This window comes from Bartonella sp. CR84HXZ (genome assembly GCF_042194535.1).
Lineage (GTDB): Bacteria > Pseudomonadota > Alphaproteobacteria > Rhizobiales > Rhizobiaceae > Bartonella > Bartonella grahamii.
Genome location: NZ_JBHIMY010000001.1, coordinates 69,886 through 87,877, shown reverse-complemented (window position 1 = coordinate 87,877; position 17,992 = coordinate 69,886). Strand labels below are relative to the sequence as shown.

Genomic DNA, 17,992 nt, shown 5'->3' with positions numbered 1-17,992 from the left:
CAACGTTTAGTACAAAGAGTAACAGAATGTCTCAAGAAAAAAGAGTCTTAAGAAAAGAATCTGTTTCTGTCTAGAAAGAGAAAGGCTTTCTGTAATTACTGTTGTTTATTATTTTGAGTTTTGCGTTATGAGTATGAAAAAAAAATTATATTATGCTTTAGCTTTTGTATTGGTTAGCAGTTTTTTCATTATAACAACTACTCTTGTTAATTGGGGGCAAAATAGGAGTGATGCTAAAGCCAAACTGGTTACTCAGACTTCTGTCCAAGATAGTTCGGTGCCTTTGATTTTTACGGGGCGTAGAGAACTTAATGGTTTTAAAGGTTATCGTCATTATCGGCGTGGTTATCGTAAATATAGTGATAATTGGTGGTATCCTGAAGTGGCATTTGTTACGTCACCGCACTTAAGCACAAAAAGCGCATCATTAAAAGCTGTACCAGATGCTAAAAAAGTGTTTTTAACGTCTTCTTCGGAAAAATTAGAAAAAAAAGAGCCATGGATGCTTAAACAACATATTGAATCTTGCCGTGCGCGTTATCGCTCTTATAATAAAAATGATAATAGTTTTCAGCCTTTTCATGGGGGGCGTAAACAGTGTTTATCACGCTTTTTTAAAGGATAGAAATTATTAAATAAATTTTTAATTGCTTCTTGTCGTGGGCGTTATTGTTCTTACAATAAAGAGAAAACTTGCGTGGTGCGCAGCATTTTCATGAAAGCGTTTTTTTTGAAAAATTTAAATACTTTTAAGTTTTATTAAATCTTATTATCATTAAGTGTGGAATGGGGGGTGAGGATATAAGTTTTTGTTTTGTCGATGACAAAATATTAAGGACAGGATGGAGTTGAAAGAATGACAACACGGGAAGCAATGTTGATATTGCTCGTTTTGCTTCCCTTTGGTGGAAGTGCTATCATTGGCTTTTTTCGCTCGACAGCAAAAAATAATGAAGCATGGTTTGCTGGGATTGTTGCACTTTTCTGTCTTATTTTTACAATAATGCTTTATCCGGAAGTTCGCGGAAACCACGTAGTGCGTTTAGATATTTCTTGGCTTCCAGAATGGGGGAGCGATTTGATTCTCCGTATAGATGGTTTGTCGTGGCTTTTTTGCTTGCTCATTACAGGAATTGGGTTGCTTGTTGTCATTTATTCACGTTATTACATGGATCCAGCAGATTCTGTACCGCGATTTTTTTCCTTTTTTTTGGCCTTTATGGGATCAATGACGGGAATAGTCTTATCAGGTAATCTCGTCTTTTTGGTTATTTTTTGGGAACTCACCAGCATTTTTTCTTTTTTGTTGATCGGCTATTGGTATCATAATGCAAGTGCGCGTGAGGGTGCGCGTATGGCTCTAACGATCACAGGTTTTGGCGGTTTTGCACTTTTTATTGGGGTTTTATTGATTGGGTATATTGTTGGCAGTTTTGATTTGGATAAAGTGCTGCAGTCTGGAGATATGATCCGGTCAAGTTCTCTTTATAGTCCTGTCCTTATTTGTATTTTATTGGGGGGATTAACAAAAAGTGCGCAGTTTCCCTTTCATTTTTGGCTGCCCAATGCGATGGCTGCTCCAACCCCTGTATCGGCTTATTTGCATTCAGCAACCATGGTAAAAGCGGGATTGTTTTTGCTTGTTCGTTTATGGCCTGTGCTTTCTGGGACAGAATCTTGGTTTTGGCTGGTTGGCTTTTCAGGACTCTCTACATTGCTGCTTGGTGCCTATTTTTCCATGTTTCAGCAAGACTTGAAAGGGCTGCTTGCTTACTCAACTATTAGTCATCTTGGATTGATTACCACGCTTTTAAGCCTTGGTAGTCCACTTGCTTGTGTTGCAGCGATCTTCCATATGGCTAATCATGCTACTTTTAAAGCTTCTTTATTTATGGCTGCTGGTATTATTGATCACGAGACGGGAACACGTGATATGCGTAAATTGTCAGGGCTTTATCGCTCTATGCCTATTACAGCAACTCTCGCTTTAGTTGCAAGCGCAGCGATGGCTGGAGTTCCTTTGTTGAATGGTTTTTTATCGAAAGAGATGTTTTTTGCTGAAGCTGTTGAAACGCATATGGAATCATGGCTCGATTGGATTGCACCTTATGTAGCAACGCTGGCTAGTCTGTTTAGTGTAACCTATTCTATACGCTTTATTCATGGCGTTTTTTTGGGACCAAAACCTGTCAATTTACCCAAAACTCCCCATGAACCACCGCATTTCATGCGTTTACCAATGGAGCTTTTGGTGTTTATTTGTTTAGCAGTTGGTATTTTTCCTAATTTAACAATAGGACCTATTTTAGATAACGCGGTTGTGTCTGTTTTAGGATCAATGACAATCCCTTATAGTTTAGCTGTTTGGCATGGGTTCAATACTCCATTAGTGATGAGTTTTGTTGCGTTATTAGGAGGCGGATTGCTCTACGCTGTCGGGCACCGTTATTTTTTATCCTGTGATGATGGAGCACCTTTTTTTCGTCACTTAAATGGACCGCGTATTTTTGAACGCATTCTCGTGATTATTTCTTGGAAATGGGCACGTGCGGTGGAATCTATTTTATCAACACGCCGTTTGCAGATACAGTTGCACTGGATTTTTTGGGTGTGTTTTGCATTTGTTGGTCTTTTACTTTGGTGCGATGGTTTCATTTCAGCGGGGGCGTTACCGCTTTTTCCAGTTGATATTCCTTTTCTCGCTCTTTGGTTAGTCGGCGGATTATGTGCGCTTTTAGTTGCTTGGCAAGCGAAGTTTCATCGTCTTGCATCACTCATGTTGTTGGGGGGAGCTGGTTTGATGACTTGTGCAACCTTTTTATGGCTTTCTGCTCCTGATTTAGCAATAACACAATTAGTTGTTGAGGTTGTTACAGTCGTCTTATTATTGCTTGGTTTACGGTGGTTGCCTAAACGTTTGCATAATCCTACACCAACGCCTGTTCGTTTTTTCGTGCGCTTGCGTCGTATCCGTGATTTTATCATAGCCCTTGTGGGAGGTGCTGGTGTAGCATGGCTCTCTTTTGCAGTGATGACACGTCCTCAAGGTACGACGATTTCTGATTTTTTTCTCACCAAGGCTTACTCTGATGCTGGTGGTCGCAATGTTGTGAATGTGTTGTTGGTTGATTTCCGTGGTTTTGATACTATGGGAGAAATTGTCGTTTTGGGTGTTGTATCACTCACTGTTTTTGCCCTTTTACGGCGGTTTCGTCCTGCCCCTGAAAGTATTGATGCACCTTTTCAGCAACGTGTCCAGAAAGCCTTTGATATGGCACAGCCTAATCGAAATGTGGGAGATACAGTGTTGAATTATTTAGCTGTTCCTGCTGTTATTATGGGTTGGCTCTTTCCGATTATTATCGCTTTTGCTATTTATTTATTTATGCGAGGGCATGATCTGCCAGGAGGTGGATTTGTCGGTGGTGTTACTTTGGCAATAGGATTTATTTTACAATATCTTGCACGCGATATTCGGTGGGTGGAAACGCATTTGAGAGTTTTACCTTTGCGTTGGATGGGCTTTGGTTTATTGTTGTCAGTCGTAACGGGGATGGGCTCTTGGTTTTTTGGATATCCTTTTTTAACATCCTTTTTTCGATATATTCATTTTCCGTTAATTGGAAAAGTTCCCATGGCATCTGCTTTTTTGTTTGATTTTGGTGTGCTTTCTCTTGTGTTAGGAGCAACTGTTCTCATTTTAATTGCACTTGCACACCAGTCAATTCGGAGTTACCGAATCGGTAAGAAACCTGTTTTGAAAGAGAAGGAAAATTAATGGAAATTGTTCTTTCTTTAGGTATTGGTATTCTTGTTGGATCAGGAATTTGGCTTATTTTACGTCCACGCACTTTTCAAGTCATTCTTGGTTTGTCTTTGATTTCCTATGGTGTCAATCTTTTTATGTTTTCAATGAGTAGACCGCGTAGTAATGCCGCTCCAATTGTTGATCCTACTACTGTTATTAATCCAGCTAATTATGTCGATCCTCTTCCTCAAGCCTTGGTTTTAACTGCGATTGTGATTGGTTTTGCAACGACAGCTTTATTTTTAGTTATTCTCTTGGTTTCACGCGGTTTAACGGGTTCAGATCACGTTGATGGACGTGAGGTGCAGTGATGGAAGTAGGGGTGCACCATCTCCTTATTTTGCCTATTCTTTTGCCGTTAATCACTGGAGCACTTCTTCTTTTTTATGATGAACGGCGTTCGAAATTTAAATCATTGATTAGTCTTTTTTCGGCGGGATTGTCGGTCGTTATTGCTGTTTTACTGATTATACGTACTCTTGAAATAGCGCCGGCTTGCGATGTTTATCGGCTTGGCAATTGGCTCTCTCCCTTCGGAATTGTTTTGGTCCTTGATCGTTTAAGCGCCATGATGCTTTTACTTTCAAGCTTATTGGTGACTAGCGTACTGGTTTTTGCGCGGGCTCATTGGTACAAAGCGGGTTCTCATTTTCAGTCATTGATGCAATTTTTCATGGTTGGAATAAACGGCGCTTTTTTGACCGGTGATTTATTTAATTTATTTGTATTTTTTGAAGTTATGTTAACGGCTTCCTATGGGCTTGCTTTGCATGGTTCTGGTCAGACACGCGTGCGTGCAGGGTTGCATTATGTTGTGGTTAATCTTGTTGCTTCATTACTTTTTTTAGTTGGTACAGCACTTATTTATGGAGTCGCTGGTACTCTTAATATGGCCGATTTGGCTGTTAAAATAAAATATATATCTTCTACAGATATTGTTTTGTTCGAAATAGGTGTTGCACTTCTAGGTATTGCTTTTTTGCTTAAGGCTGGTATGTGGCCGCTTAATTTTTGGTTGGTGCCAACTTACAGCGCGGCAGTAGCGCCCGTTGGAGCTTCTTTTGCACTTTTGAGCAAGGTGGGTATTTATATTATTTTACGTTTAACGCTGCTGTGGTTTGGTCCTGAAAGTGAATATTTTAACCATTTTGGTCATACGGTTTTGTTTTATGGTGGGCTTGCCACTTTGATTTTTGGTTTTATTGGGGTATTGGCGAGCCAAGTTTTGGTGCGTTTGGCAGCTTATAGTGTCCTTGTCTCTTCTGGTACATTGTTGGCAGCAATAGGGATTGGCAATGCAGCACTGACAGCAGGTGCACTTTTTTATATTGTTTCTTCAACTTTAGCACTGGGAGCTTTTTTTCTTTTGGTAGAGTTGGTTGAACGCTGTCAAGATGTGGCTGCTAATGTTCTGGCTGTCACAATGGAGGTTTATGGTGATGATGAAGAGGAGGAAGAAGATGAAGTTGGCACATATCTCCCTGTAACCTTGGCAATTCTTGGGGCTTGTTTTGGTATCTGTGCCATTTTGATTATTGGATTGCCACCTTTTTCTGGTTTTGTTGCTAAACTTATGATGTTCATGGCAGTTTTAAACCATAGTAGAGAGGATTTTTTTGCCTCTCTTCCGGTTTATCATGATTGGCTTTTTGTGGTTTTTGTCACCCTCTCAGGTTTTGCAGCTTTGATTGCACTGACACGAACGGGGATTCGAACTTTTTGGGTTTCTCTTGAAGGTCGCGTTCCCCGTGTGCAGGTGATAGAATTTGCGCCTATTGCTGTTCTTCTTGCCTTGTGTTTTCTTATAACAATTGTAGCCGGTCCTGTTAGTCATTATATGTCTGAAACTGCTAAGACTTTGTATGAACCTCAGAATTATATTGGGAGCGTTTTAACGGATTTTTCTCTCGAAAAGAGGGAGATGAATAAATGAATCGTTTTTGTCCTTCTCCTTTTTTCAGTGGTGTCATTGTCCTTATGTGGCTTATTTTAAATGGTTTTAGTTTAGGGCAATTGTTTTTAGGTATTATAACCGCTTTGTTTTGTGGTTGGATGATACGGCTTCTTGAGCCGGAGAAGGTTGCTATTAAAAACTGGAGTGCGGTTTTTCGTCTTATTTTTCGAGTCTTGATAGATTCTATATCCTCAAATATCTCGGTGGCTTGGTTTGTTTTAACAAAAAGGTCTCGAAAACAGCGATCTGGCTTTATTGTAGTGCCTCTTCTGCTTCATAATCGCACTGCTTTGGCTATTTTAGCGTGCATCCTTTCGGCAACTCCTGGAACGGCTTGGGTTGCCTATAATAGTAAAAAGGGTGAGCTTTTGCTCCATGTCTTAAATTTAAAAAAAGGATATAATTATCAACGATTGATAAAACAACGGTATGAGCAATTACTTTTGGAGATTTTCTTATGAGTATGGTGATCCTTTATTGGGGGCTTTTCTTTTCACAGTTTTTTTTAAGTTTGGCGGTGGTCTTCGCATTGTTTCGGTTGATTCGTGGTCCACGGGCACAGGATAGAATTGTTGGTTTGGATGCTCTTTATATAACCACTGTTCTTTTGTTTCTTACATTCGATATCCGTTCAGGAACAACCATTTATTTTGTTGCTGCCCTCATTATTGGGTTGTTGGGGTCTGTTTCAAGCATCGCTTTAGCGAAGTTTCTTATGCGGGGGGAGGTTATTGAATGAAAGATGACGTATCGCTTGTGGTGGCTATTGCTATCACGGTTTTCTTAATATTAGGGTCTGGATTGACACTGATCGCAACGATAGGTTTGGTGCGCTTTTCCAGTTTTTATGAGCGTTTGCATATGCTTTCAGTGTGTACGAGTTGGGGTGTTGGTAGCATTCTTATTTCTTCATTTCTCTATTCAATATTTGTGGACCATTATTTTGTTTTTCATGAAGTGTTGCTGATGTTTTTTTTATTTTTAACAGCACCGGTAGCTTCTATGTTGCTCTCACATACAGCAGCTTATCGACATCATTCAGAAGAACAGTCAGAAAAACCGCTGGCTCTTTTATTAGACCAGACGGAGGAAAAGTTACCCACGTCAGAAGGAACATCAAGCGATGAGAGCCAGCGCGGTTCTTGAAATACAAGAAGCTTCTTTATTCTGTGCTTTTTTCTTCTACACACGTGAGGGACGTTGCGTGGTCTTCAGTAAGGGTATTGTAGAATGAGGCCTCGTTTCCTTTTGTCCACCAAACATATTCACCCCCTACATATTTTGCTCCAGAAGCAGAAACGACATTGGAAGCGATGATGCGCTTTCCATTCCATTTGAGATCAACTAATGCAATATCATTGGTAGTGTAGTAGGTTGCTTCAACACGTTCTTTTTTTGTTTCATTGCTGCATTGATAGACAGCGGTTTCTTTTTTTGGTTCTGAATCGTCTGGTACCTCAATGACTAAAGAGCCGGCAAAGGCACTCGTTGAGCTAAAAAGCGATAGACTTAAAACGGCTAGAAACCGTAAATTAAAAAGAGTTTTTTTCATAATGATTCCTTCGTTATTTAGAACAACAATGTTGATTCATCTTTACAGTGGATGGGGGTTTTTCTTTCTGGATCACGAAGATGATCGTAAAGTGTGACTTCGTTGTTCTTTTTCCACCAAATATACCAGCTTCCTTCGTATTTTTCCCCTGTGTCTGCGACTACATTTGCAGCAACGACGCGCTCTCCTTTCCATTTGAAATCAACCAACGAAATATTATCAGCATTGAGATAGACCGCTTCAACGCGTTCTTTACCTGTTCCAGTATCACACTGATAGGTAATGGTCTCTGTTTTTGGCTCTGGGTTGTCTGGTACCTCAATGATAAAAGAACCAGCTAAGCTATTGTTTGAGCTGAAGATTGATAAACTTAAAGCGGTGAAAAATCCTAAAAAATGTAAAGTTTTTTTCATGATGCTTCCCTATATTCCTATATTGTTCACAAAGAATAATTTGATTGATACAATGGTGTCTACGGCAGGATTCGAACCTGCGACCCCAGGATTCATACCACTTCGATTTTCACCGCCAGCTTTTCATGGCTGTTTGTGGTCTGGACTGTCTCTTCACCTTGAAGCTTTTAGCTCTTTAGGTGCTGCCCGTTCAGTCTCTACACCTTTCTCTCATTTGAGGAGAGACTTGGCTCGGGATTGGCATATAGTCTCCCATGAAGCTTTCCCCGAATTTGAGCAGATCCACTTTGAGGATTTCTCCTTAAAGCGCCCAATTTCTTTAGGAATCCTGTGCTCTATCCTACTGAGCTACGCAGACATCATCATACTTATTCCTTTAATAGAAGTATAAAAACGAATCAATTATATTCAATATGAATTAACGAATTTCTGCTAATTTTTGTTCCAGAAAAGTCAAAACTGCTTCCGGAGAGACATTTTTTGCAATAAATGATTGACCAAGTCCGCGTGTTAAGATGAAGGTCAAATTGTTTTGCGAAACTTTTTTATCTTGGGCAATGAGAGTCATTAAAGTGTCAGAATCTGGTAACTTCCCTGGGATATCCTTTAATTGTGTAGGCAACCCTATAGATTTGAAGTGTGCTTCAATACGTTGTGTAAGTGTGGGACTTATCAAATTTAGTTGAGCAGAGAATTGATGCGCTAGAATCATTCCAATTGCTACAGCTTCGCCATGGATTAAGCGGTCTGAGTCATAGGCGGTTGCTGTTTCAAGCATGTGTCCAAATGTATGGCCGAGATTTAAGAGCGCGCGCTCTCCTGCTTCGTGTTCGTCACGTGCTACAATGGCAGCTTTAAATTGGCATGAGCGGACAATAGCTTCTGTTCGTATTGGGCCATTGGAAAAAATTTCTTTCCCATTTTTTTCAAGCCACTCAAAAAAATCAGGCTGGTTAATGAGTCCATATTTAACCATTTCTGCGTAACCAGCACGAAATTCGCGCGGTGGTAGGGTATCAAGAAGACATGTGTCAGCAATAACGCATTGCGGTTGATAAAAAGTACCAATAAGATTTTTACCATATTGGCTATTGATTCCAGTTTTTCCACCAACGGAGGAATCAATTTGTGCAAGAAGCGTTGTGGGCATTTGAATAAAGTTCATACCACGGCGGATTATACTTGCCGCAAATCCTGCTAGATCGCCAATGACACCACCACCAAAAGCAATAACACAATCGCCTCTTTCTAAACGCGCAGCAAGAATTTGACCGATGACAATTTGCAGGGTTGAAAATGATTTTGATTGTTCTCCTGCTTCTACAATAATAGGGACAGTATGAATTTTATTTTTTATTAACTCTGCTTGTAATATTTCCAAATGAAGAGAAGCAACATTTGTATCTGTAACAAGTGCCAAGCGCGTTGGATGAGGATCTTTTTTGTTAAGAGCATGTTTAATCTGTGAAGCAGCTTGTGCAATCAGATTCGGACCAATGATGATATCGTAACAGTGTTTGTCCAGTTTAACAGTGACGGTCTTTGTTTGCATGCTGGTTGTCCCTATTGTTAATTTCTGTGTATAGGTAGTGCTGTACAGATCGTATAACATTTTGTGCTACGGTATGACGGCTTTCTTTATGACTGTTAATTGTTAAGTTTGCCTTTGCATAGATAGGATAACGCTGTTCCATGAGCTTTTGCATGGTTTCTTTAGGGTTGGCTGTTTGAAGCAGGGGGCGTGCTGGGTGTTTTGAGACACGTTTCATGAGGATATCAAGATCGACTTTTAGCCATATGGATATACCATTTTGGTGAATGGCTTTTCGGATATTTTCATTTATGTAGGCACCACCACCTGTTGCTAAAACAAGGGGACTTTTTTTTATGAGGTTTAGAATAACACGCTGTTCAAGAGCACGAAATTCTGATTCACCATAAATTTCAAAGAGTTCAGTGATTGTCATTTGCGCAGCTTTTTCAATTTCTTGGTCAGAATCATAAAAGGGTAAACGGAGCATGGTGGCGACGCGTTTTCCGATCACTGATTTTCCTGCCCCCATAAGACCAACAAGGACAAGTACTCTTTTATCAAGGGACGATAAGAGCTGATTCTTTATTTGTGTTATGGGGACGCGTTTTGGTCGATTGCTTTTCATAACTTTATTTCGGCATTTATCCATCTTAAAGTCAATTCCTGTTAATCTTTGTGAGGCATAATACGAGATAGAATATTTTTGGTAGGTTATTATCTTATGCCAACATTGACCAGATTTTTGATGATTCTTTTCATTTTGCTTTCTGTTCTTTTCATTATAATGGGTGCTCTTGTGGTTTGGGTTGAACCAGTAACTGTGGATATGTACATTGATGTCCCCTTGGATTCATGGAATCTTTCTACGGAAGCGAATCAATGAAATGAAAAGTGGTGCTGTGATAGATCATTTTCTTGAGATGATGAGCGCGGAGAGGGGGGCTTCACCTCATACGCTTGCGGCTTATCAGCATGATTTGCAGTGGGCACAAGACGAATTGTCTTCACACTCTGTTTCGCTTTTTTCAGCAAAAAAAGAAGATTTAATTACTCTTTTATCGCTTATGCATACTTTTGGTTTTGCGGCATCGTCGCAAGCGCGCCGTTTATCGACTTTGCGTCAGTTTTATCAATTCCTTTATGCTGAAGGGTTGAGAGCAGATGATCCCTCTCATGATATTGACGCGCCTCGCCAAGGGCGTCCTTTGCCAAAAATCATGAGTGAAGATGCAGTGATAAAATTGCTTGATTTAGCACAGTTAGAAGTTAATCAAGCTCATTATGGATCTAAGGATTATCTGCGTGCATTGCGTCTTCAGCTATTGAGTGAAATGCTTTATGCAACAGGATTACGCATTAGTGAATTGGTGAGTCTGCCTGTGCAGGCTGTTCGGGGGAAAGCATACAGCATTTTGGTTCGTGGTAAAGGCAAAAAAGAACGAATGGTGCTGTTATCAAAAAAAGCATATCAAGTTCTTTTGCAGTGGTTAAATTTGCGTGATCAGGGAAAGGATGCCGCAAGTTCTTATCTTTTTCCAGCGCATTCAGAAACAGGGTATATTGCGCGTCAAGTTGTTGCACGGGAGTTGAAAAATCTCGCCACAAGGGCAGGAATTGAAAGTAAACACTTTTCTCCCCATGTGTTGCGCCATGCTTTTGCTAGCCATCTTTTGCAAAATGGTGCTGATTTGCGTGCCGTTCAACATTTGTTAGGTCACTCTGATATTGCTACCACTCAGATTTATACCCATGTGTTGGAAGAGGGACTTTATCGTTTAGTTAATGAGCATCATCCACTTGCCGATGAGCAAAAGGCTCGTTAAAGAAAAGGTGATGTTTTTGAAAAAGACTTTATAAAGCAAATTATAAGTGTATAAGTGACACTGAATGAGTTGGTACAAATGTATAATTATCTTGATTTTGAAAAACCAGTTGCTGATCTTGATGGGAAAATTCTTGAATTAAAAAAAATTTCTCAGGAAAAAGGCAGTCTTGATATGAGTGACGAGATTGCTCGTCTTGAAACGCGTTCCCAAACAGCGTTGCGCGATATTTATAAAAAATTATCGCCGTGGCAAAAAACACAAGTCGCTCGTCATCCTGATCGTCCCCATTTTATGGACTATTCTAAACGCTTATTGAGTGATGTTACACCTTTGGCAGGAGATCGCAAGTTTGCTGAAGATGAGGCTATTCAAGCTGGGTTTGCACGCTTTAGGGGAGAAGCAGTTGCTTATATCGGTCAAGAGAAAGGTCACGATACGCAAACACGTTTGCGTTATAATTTTGGTTCTGCACGTCCAGAAGGCTATCGTAAAGCTGTACGTATTATGGAAATGGCTGACCGCTTTGGTTTGCCACTTCTCACTTTTATTGATACAGCAGGTGCTTATCCTGGTGTGAGTGCTGAAGAACGTGGGCAAGCGGAAGCAATTGCTCAATCAACAGCTGCAACTTTGCGTTTGAAAGTTCCTGTGGTTTCCGTTGTTATTGGAGAAGGCGGTTCTGGAGGGGCGATAGCAATCGCGGCTGCCAACAAAGTTTATATGTTGGAGCACGCAATTTACTCTGTTATTTCACCAGAAGGAGCAGCTTCTATTTTATGGCGTGATCCAGCTCGTGCAAAAGATGCTGCAATGAATATGCGTATTACCGCTCAAGATTTATATCGCTTAAAGATTATTGATGGCATTATTTCGGAACCTTTAGGGGGAGCGCATCGTGGCAAAGAGATTGTCATTGATGCAACGGGTGATGTTATTTCAGAGGCTTTAAAAGTTATGGCTGGAAAAGATGGTGAAGTTCTTAAACAAGAGCGAAGGGAAAAATACCTTCAAATTGGTCGATCTCTAACATAGGTTATTTTTTGTGAGGGGTGTTGGATTGGAGTTTTATTCGATGACATTTAGCAGATTCCTCGCTGTGTGTGTGTTGTTTGTAATGGGAATATTGGCGGCATGTGGGGGAAGATTGCCAGCTTCTATTCGTGCCAAAGTTGAGCAGCCGTTGCCACAAGAAATCCAGAACAGAATGGCTTTGTACGATATTGATCCTTATGCACCAATTGTAATGCGATTTTTCAAGGAAGAAAATCTTGCTGAAGTTTGGAAGCAATCTCGTTCAGGGCTTTTTATCTTGGTTGCTCGCTATGGCATTTGCAAATGGTCTGGTAAGCTTGGACCTAAATATAAAGAAGGGGATCTTCAGACACCAGAGGGTTTTTATACTATTAGCGCAAACCAAATGAATCCTTATTCAAAATATTATCTTTCTTTTAATATAGGATTTCCTAACCTTTATGATCAGGAAAATGGTCGTACAGGAAGCAATCTTATGGTGCACGGTTCTTGCTTTTCCGCAGGTTGTTATTCTATGAGTGATAAGAACATGGCTCAAATTTATGCGTTTGCACGGGATGCTTTTAAAGGAGGACAAAGAGAGTTTCAGTTGCAGGCCTTTCCTTTCCGCATGACCGAGGATAATATGTTACGTCATAGCAATGATCCTCATTATCAATTCTGGGTTATGCTTAAGAAAGGTTATGATTTTTTTGAAAAAAATCGTCAGCCTCCAACTGTTGAAGTTTATGGAAAACGTTACGTTTTTAATCGCGATATTGATAAAACTTCAGTTTCTCTATTGCAGTGAGTGTTATTGTATCCTGATGGACCGTAGTAGACACTATCACTTATAAATGGCGATACAGGATATGCAAAAACTTTACGCATAAGGTGTTTAAGTGAGTAGTCAGTCTTTTAAAGCCTAGAGTTTTTTCATAGAGTCTTATGTAAGTAAATCAGATGAAGTGGGAAGCCAAGAGGAATTTTCTCAAAGAAGTTGGATTGTTTGCACATCGGTCAATCTTCATTTTTAGTGAAGAGTAAGTTAATATAAAATGTACTTCTCTTTTTATTTCTTTCAAAGAGTTTTATTCTTTCATGCTGTAAAATATTATCTTGTCGTGCTATTATATAAGATACATTCACACATTTTAAAATGCGATATTGCCTCTGTCTGATTTTGTTTTTTTCTTAACAGGGATTTTGATTTCACTTAGCTGGAGTAAATATAGAGTTGAGCAGAATATTTTAGAACCAAGAATTTGTCCAATCGGTCTGTGAAATGAATCGCATGAAGTGGTTCGCAGATGAAGTGCATTTAGAGAGAAAACAATCCGATTACAGATTTATGGATATTAAAATTTTTATCATAACAATTTGATTTACAATGACAGTTTATTATTTTTAGTTTGAATTGAGGGACTCAATATCATAAGATCCTTTTATCTTAAAATCTGTTTATAATGAATCAATCGAAACCATTTTTTGCACACCATAAAATTGGATTAGCATGTGAATAAAACTCTTAAAGAAAAGAGCACAGATAGTTTTCATGAGTACTCTAAAGTGCCAAGTTTTCTAAAACATTTTTAACTGGCAAGAGTATGAGGCTATCAGTTTGCTCCTTTAAAAGCATAAAGATGGTGGTGCCAATGAATTTAATGTTATATCATTGAGGGTGAGAAAAAATTAAAATTTTATTCCTGGAATGATCAGAGGATTTTCTAAGAGAGCTGTTTTGTCTGCAGTATCTATTGCTGGTTTATTAAAGAAAGCATTGAGGAGCTTTTGTATTGCTTCTTTTTCAACACCATCGGCAATGATGACAAAACGTGTTTGTTTTATTCCTTTTGGCCATGCTGGCAATCTTATGGGAGGATGAAAAAATGTTTGTACGCCATGTAATACAAGTGGGCGATAAGGGTCATCATGCAGTGCGATAATTGCTTTAATACGTAATAGTTTTGTACCATAACGCTCTTGTAGGAGATCTAAAAAAGCTTCAATTGTGGCGTAATCAACAGGACCCTCACAGTTGAGTGAAAAGGTACGAATGGTTTTATGGGGGGGATGATCATGTGGGGTAGTCGTAAGATTTTGTTTAAGTTTTGTATTTTCTACTTTTTCATCCCATAATGTGTTATTTATTAACAGATTTGAACAAAAATCTTCAGAATGGGCGTCAATGATTTGTGCTGTAGGATTAATCGTTTTAAGTGTGTTAAGGAGCGTATCTGAAAGCGTTTGTGGGTCTCTAAGATCTGTTTTGGTGAGAATAATTTTATCAGAAAATATTAATTGTTTATATATTTCAGGGTAGCGCTCACATATGGAAAGTGTGCTTAATGTATCAAATGTTGCAAGAACAGCATTTATGGATAATGTTTGAATAAATAACGGGTGGCTTAAAAGTATTTGTAAAATAGGGGCGGGATCAGCCATCCCTGTGGTTTCAATGATAATATGATTGAGTTGTTTGATCTGTCCTGTTTGAACGCGATTTATTAAATCAATTAATGTATCGATGAGATCACTGCGTAAATTGCAGCATAAGCAACCATTGGCAAGCTCAATAATTCCTTCTGTCGTTTTTTCAACTAGAAGGTGATCAATACTGATTTCGCCGAATTCATTGATGATAACAGCACATTCTGTTAAAATAGGGTCTTGTAGCATACGGTTGAGCAAAGTTGTTTTGCCAGAGCCTAAAAAACCAGTAATAAGCGTGAGAGGGATGCGCTTTATTTTCATGTTAATCATCAACCGTGGTTTTGTTTTAAAAAAACATATTTCCGTACGTCTAACCAATTTATAATGGTGTCCGTGAGGGATATAATGGTTAACACCCTATGAAATCCATTGTACCACTATCTTTACGCTTATAAAGGTAGGTGTATGCAGGGTATATCATACACTTTTTTAGCGTCAATGTTATGATAATTCTTGGTTCTTGAAAGAATTTATAGGAGGAATTTTTATTCCTTGTTTTAATTATTTTATCTACATGTTCATCTACCTCGTGACGTGCAAGAGACTGGTTTTTATTGATTCAACAAATACAGATTTGAAATGAGAGAATCTTACAACATTTGTGGTTCTAACATAAGATACAAAATAATTAATTATCATTATAAATCAAAGTATTATAATTAATCGTAGATTATGATTTATGGCTTTTTTATAGAATGGTTTGCGCGTCTTTTATATGAACTATAGGGCTTTCTTAGTGGCTTTACTGTTATTTTAGGTGTTTTTGGCGTACGAATGAGGTGTACTGGTAAAGGATGAGAAAAAGGAGGTGGAGCAGTGATAAAAGGTGAGGTGAGAATAATATTTCCTTGATCATCATATGAATTTGCATGCATTTTTATGGCTTCAGGTGTGCATGTTTGTTGTCTCATATTGTTGGCTTGTGTTATATTTCTCCCATAAGGTTTTAATGTTGCTAGTGTTAATTGGGGTCTTCCTTGGTGCAAAAATCCTGTTTCAAGAAGTTGTGCAGCTTTTTCTTCTCTTTCCGTTATGTTGTTAGCACCTAGAATGACAGTAATAATTGTACGTTTATTGCGTGTGGCTGAGGCAACAAGATTAAAACCCGAGGCACAAATAAAGCCTGTTTTCATACCGTCTATTCCATAAAAACGGCCAATGAGGTTGTTTGAGTTATGCTGGACTTTTCGATTGTTACCAAAATCAATGGCTGGAATAGAAAAATAATGAGCATATTGTGGAAATTCTCGACGTATTTGAACGGCTAAAAGAGCAATGTCGCGTGCCGTGGAGTAGTTTTGAGGGTCTGGTAAACCACTTGCGTTCGCAAAATGCGTTCCAAACATGCCTAAACGTTTAGCTTCTCTATTCATTTTACGTACAAAATTTTTCTGTGAACCTGCAACAGCTTCACTCATGGCAATGGCTAAATCATTGGTAGATTTAACCATGGTGATACTTAAGGCTGTATCAAGTGTGAGTACAGAACCAGCTTTATAGCCTGAACGATATGAGGGAGCTTTTGCGGCGTATTCGCTGATGGTGATATGTTTGTCTGGTGAAATTTCCCCTCGGCTCATGGCACGAAAAATAACATAAGCGGTCATTAATTTTGTCAAGGAAGCAGGGTACCAACGCTCAAAAGCTTGATTATGTTTTAAGATATGCCCCGTTGTAACATCAACAGAAATAAAAGGCTGCGCTAGAGCAACAGCGCTGAATAAACTCAAAATCACAGAAAAAAATAAATTATAGAAGAGACGTTGCATTAATTTAAATCGAGTTCCTTCTTATTCGTTATTTAGAATTGTTTTAATGTAGCACACAAAGCTTTTAAGTCTAGGTTAGGAAGGAAAGATGGTTAATTGCTGTATCCGTTGTGTCTCGGAGATAAAAACCAATACTCATTTTTATTTTCCCCTTGAATTTGGTTTGATGACTTACAGTATCTTAAGAAATACTTTTTAAATAATGAAGATTGTACAAGATTTCAGGTTCTTGGGGGATTGATGTTTCTTAGGAAGGAACGAATCGGCATAATCATACATTTTTCTTGTCCTCCTGTTAGGACAGCCCTTGGCACTTGAGAGGGGTCGTAAAAAGCATTTAATCTTTTCTTGTATCGTTTTATTCACACAGATATCCCTGCTTGTAATGTGCAAGCAAATGATTCTAATTGATTCAATATGGAATAGATTTGAAATGAGAGAATCTTACGGTATTTCGAGGTCTCATTCAAGTTGAATAACGATAAAATATCCTTATAAATCAATATTATGTATGTTATTTAAACGATTTTAAAGAGAGGAAGAATTCTTTCTCAAAAAAAATTCATACATTGGTCATTTCTTATAATGTACATGTGTTTTATAATTTTGAATTAGAAAGTTTGAAGTATCTTTCTTATATTTTTGTTCCATATACGCCGCTCAATATACAAAGTGATGCGTTATTCTGATCAATCAATACATTGTTTCATGATGAATGATTTAGTTTTTGAAGTTTCTGAACAGCGTATGGTGGCATAGGAGGAGGGGTAGGATCTTGAGCTGCTAAGAGAAGCAGTTCATCACACGCTTTTTCAGTTTTTTGGACAAGTTGATCTAGAAAATCACGTTTGCTTAAACCAGCTTCTATCGGGGGAAGAATACGGACACGAATTGTTCCGGGATAGCGGCGAAAATTATTGCGTGGCCAGTATAAACCCGCATTGTGTGCAATAGGCACAACTTGAAGCCCTAATTCATTATAGAGCGCGACAATTCCTGACTTATAATCTGGTTCTTGACCGGGTTGTCGGCGTGTTCCTTCGGGAAAAATCAAGATTTGGCGCCCTTGTTTTACTTTCTCTTTTGCTTTTTGTATAACCATTTTTAAGGCTTTGATGGGCGTTGTACGGTTAATGGGGATAATTTGTGTTTTTGCCATATACCAGCCAAACAATGGAATCCACATCAATTCACGTTTTAAAATGAGAGTAGGATCATCTAAATAGGGAACAAGACTGAAAGTTTCCCAAGCCGATTGATGCTTTGGAGCAATGATATAAGCTCCTTTGGGAAGATTTTCTAAACCTTCAATCTCATAACTTGTACCTGCGATGTATTTTTGCAAAAAGAGTGTAACGCGCGCCCATGTTTTAGGGACAATCCATGCCTTTTTGCGGGGCATTAAAAAATAAACGGGAGCGTAAAGGATCATTTGTATGAAAGTTGTTGTATAAAAAGCGAACGTAAAAAGAATAGAACGAAGGGTAAGCACTACATTTTCCATTTTATATCTATAAGAAGACTTCGTATATAATATAATTCACATGAGAAAACATCTTCTTTATGTTTTTTCAAGCATCTATTTTTTCGGTAACTCATTTTCCGATATTTAAAAACAGAAGGAAAGAGGTT

General features: G+C 38.7%; 17 protein-coding genes. 10 read left to right on the top strand and 7 right to left on the bottom strand.

From position 1 onward, the window contains the following. The first annotated feature begins 127 nt into the window (after window positions 1-127). The 7 genes from ACFIKD_RS00395 (at window position 128) to mnhG (ending at window position 6,908) form a co-directional block, all read left to right on the top strand. The gene (locus tag ACFIKD_RS00395) at window positions 128-625 is read left to right on the top strand and encodes a BA14K family protein (RefSeq protein ID WP_375644339.1); all 498 of its coding nucleotides are present in this window, start codon (window positions 128-130) and stop codon (window positions 623-625) included. A 231-nt stretch (window positions 626-856) separates the two neighbouring features. Next, the gene (locus ACFIKD_RS00390) at window positions 857-3,778 is read left to right on the top strand and encodes a monovalent cation/H+ antiporter subunit A (RefSeq protein ID WP_375646923.1); all 2,922 of its coding nucleotides are present in this window, start codon (window positions 857-859) and stop codon (window positions 3,776-3,778) included. Then, window positions 3,778-4,119, top strand: a complete 342-nt coding sequence (locus ACFIKD_RS00385) for a Na+/H+ antiporter subunit C (protein ID WP_015857096.1) — start codon at window positions 3,778-3,780, stop codon at window positions 4,117-4,119. The genes ACFIKD_RS00390 and ACFIKD_RS00385 overlap by 1 nt, the downstream gene beginning before the upstream one ends. After that, window positions 4,119-5,741, top strand: coding sequence for a monovalent cation/H+ antiporter subunit D (locus ACFIKD_RS00380; protein ID WP_375644338.1), 1,623 nt, complete (start codon window positions 4,119-4,121; stop codon window positions 5,739-5,741). The genes ACFIKD_RS00385 and ACFIKD_RS00380 overlap by 1 nt, the downstream gene beginning before the upstream one ends. After that, window positions 5,738-6,223 carry a Na+/H+ antiporter subunit E gene (locus ACFIKD_RS00375; RefSeq protein WP_375644337.1) on the top strand — a complete coding sequence of 162 codons (486 nt, stop codon included), beginning with the start codon at window positions 5,738-5,740 and terminating at the stop codon, window positions 6,221-6,223. Before ACFIKD_RS00380 ends, ACFIKD_RS00375 begins: the two co-directional genes overlap by 4 nt. Further along, window positions 6,220-6,501 carry a K+/H+ antiporter subunit F gene (locus tag ACFIKD_RS00370; RefSeq protein ID WP_375635337.1) on the top strand — a complete coding sequence of 94 codons (282 nt, stop codon included), beginning with the start codon at window positions 6,220-6,222 and terminating at the stop codon, window positions 6,499-6,501. The genes ACFIKD_RS00375 and ACFIKD_RS00370 overlap by 4 nt, the downstream gene beginning before the upstream one ends. Continuing rightward, the gene (gene mnhG, locus ACFIKD_RS00365; RefSeq protein ID WP_375646921.1) at window positions 6,498-6,908 is read left to right on the top strand and encodes a monovalent cation/H(+) antiporter subunit G; all 411 of its coding nucleotides are present in this window, start codon (window positions 6,498-6,500) and stop codon (window positions 6,906-6,908) included. Before ACFIKD_RS00370 ends, mnhG begins: the two co-directional genes overlap by 4 nt. Before the next feature lie 16 nt (window positions 6,909-6,924). Here the strand turns inward: mnhG and ACFIKD_RS00360 are convergent, their stop codons facing one another. The 4 genes from ACFIKD_RS00360 to ACFIKD_RS00345 form a co-directional block, all read right to left on the bottom strand. After that, the gene (locus tag ACFIKD_RS00360; RefSeq protein WP_015857091.1) at window positions 6,925-7,314 is read right to left on the bottom strand and encodes an MliC family protein; all 390 of its coding nucleotides are present in this window, start codon (window positions 7,312-7,314) and stop codon (window positions 6,925-6,927) included. A 17-nt stretch (window positions 7,315-7,331) separates the two neighbouring features. Further along, window positions 7,332-7,727: an MliC family protein gene (locus ACFIKD_RS00355; protein WP_375635334.1), complete on the bottom strand. Its 396-nt coding sequence runs from the start codon at window positions 7,725-7,727 to the stop codon at window positions 7,332-7,334. A gap of 418 nt (window positions 7,728-8,145) precedes the next feature. Further along, window positions 8,146-9,279 (bottom strand): 3-dehydroquinate synthase, encoded by a 1,134-nt coding sequence (gene aroB, locus ACFIKD_RS00350; RefSeq protein ID WP_375644335.1) that lies wholly within the window; start codon window positions 9,277-9,279, stop codon window positions 8,146-8,148. Next, window positions 9,254-9,886, bottom strand: coding sequence for a shikimate kinase (locus ACFIKD_RS00345; protein WP_375647004.1), 633 nt, complete (start codon window positions 9,884-9,886; stop codon window positions 9,254-9,256). Before ACFIKD_RS00345 ends, aroB begins: the two co-directional genes overlap by 26 nt. 259 nt (window positions 9,887-10,145) lie before the next feature. Here ACFIKD_RS00345 and ACFIKD_RS00340 point away from each other — a divergent pair, with 259 nt between their 5' ends. The 3 genes from ACFIKD_RS00340 (at window position 10,146) to ACFIKD_RS00330 (ending at window position 12,909) form a co-directional block, all read left to right on the top strand. Next, window positions 10,146-11,084 carry a site-specific tyrosine recombinase XerD gene (locus tag ACFIKD_RS00340; RefSeq protein ID WP_375635467.1) on the top strand — a complete coding sequence of 313 codons (939 nt, stop codon included), beginning with the start codon at window positions 10,146-10,148 and terminating at the stop codon, window positions 11,082-11,084. 78 nt (window positions 11,085-11,162) lie between these two features. After that, the gene (locus ACFIKD_RS00335) at window positions 11,163-12,119 is read left to right on the top strand and encodes an acetyl-CoA carboxylase carboxyltransferase subunit alpha (protein WP_375646920.1); all 957 of its coding nucleotides are present in this window, start codon (window positions 11,163-11,165) and stop codon (window positions 12,117-12,119) included. 40 nt (window positions 12,120-12,159) lie between these two features. After that, complete coding sequence (locus ACFIKD_RS00330) at window positions 12,160-12,909, top strand: L,D-transpeptidase family protein (RefSeq protein ID WP_375635332.1); 750 nt, start codon at window positions 12,160-12,162, stop codon at window positions 12,907-12,909. A gap of 881 nt (window positions 12,910-13,790) precedes the next feature. Here the strand turns inward: ACFIKD_RS00330 and ACFIKD_RS00325 are convergent. The 3 genes from ACFIKD_RS00325 to ACFIKD_RS00315 form a co-directional block, all read right to left on the bottom strand. Further along, the gene (locus ACFIKD_RS00325) at window positions 13,791-14,852 is read right to left on the bottom strand and encodes a CobW family GTP-binding protein (protein ID WP_375646919.1); all 1,062 of its coding nucleotides are present in this window, start codon (window positions 14,850-14,852) and stop codon (window positions 13,791-13,793) included. Between the two features lie 416 nt (window positions 14,853-15,268). Continuing rightward, the gene (locus ACFIKD_RS00320; protein ID WP_375646917.1) at window positions 15,269-16,360 is read right to left on the bottom strand and encodes a D-alanyl-D-alanine carboxypeptidase family protein; all 1,092 of its coding nucleotides are present in this window, start codon (window positions 16,358-16,360) and stop codon (window positions 15,269-15,271) included. A 706-nt stretch (window positions 16,361-17,066) separates the two neighbouring features. Further along, window positions 17,067-17,864, bottom strand: a complete 798-nt coding sequence (locus ACFIKD_RS00315) for a lysophospholipid acyltransferase family protein (RefSeq protein WP_375646916.1) — start codon at window positions 17,862-17,864, stop codon at window positions 17,067-17,069. Between the last annotated feature and the right edge of the window lie 128 nt (window positions 17,865-17,992).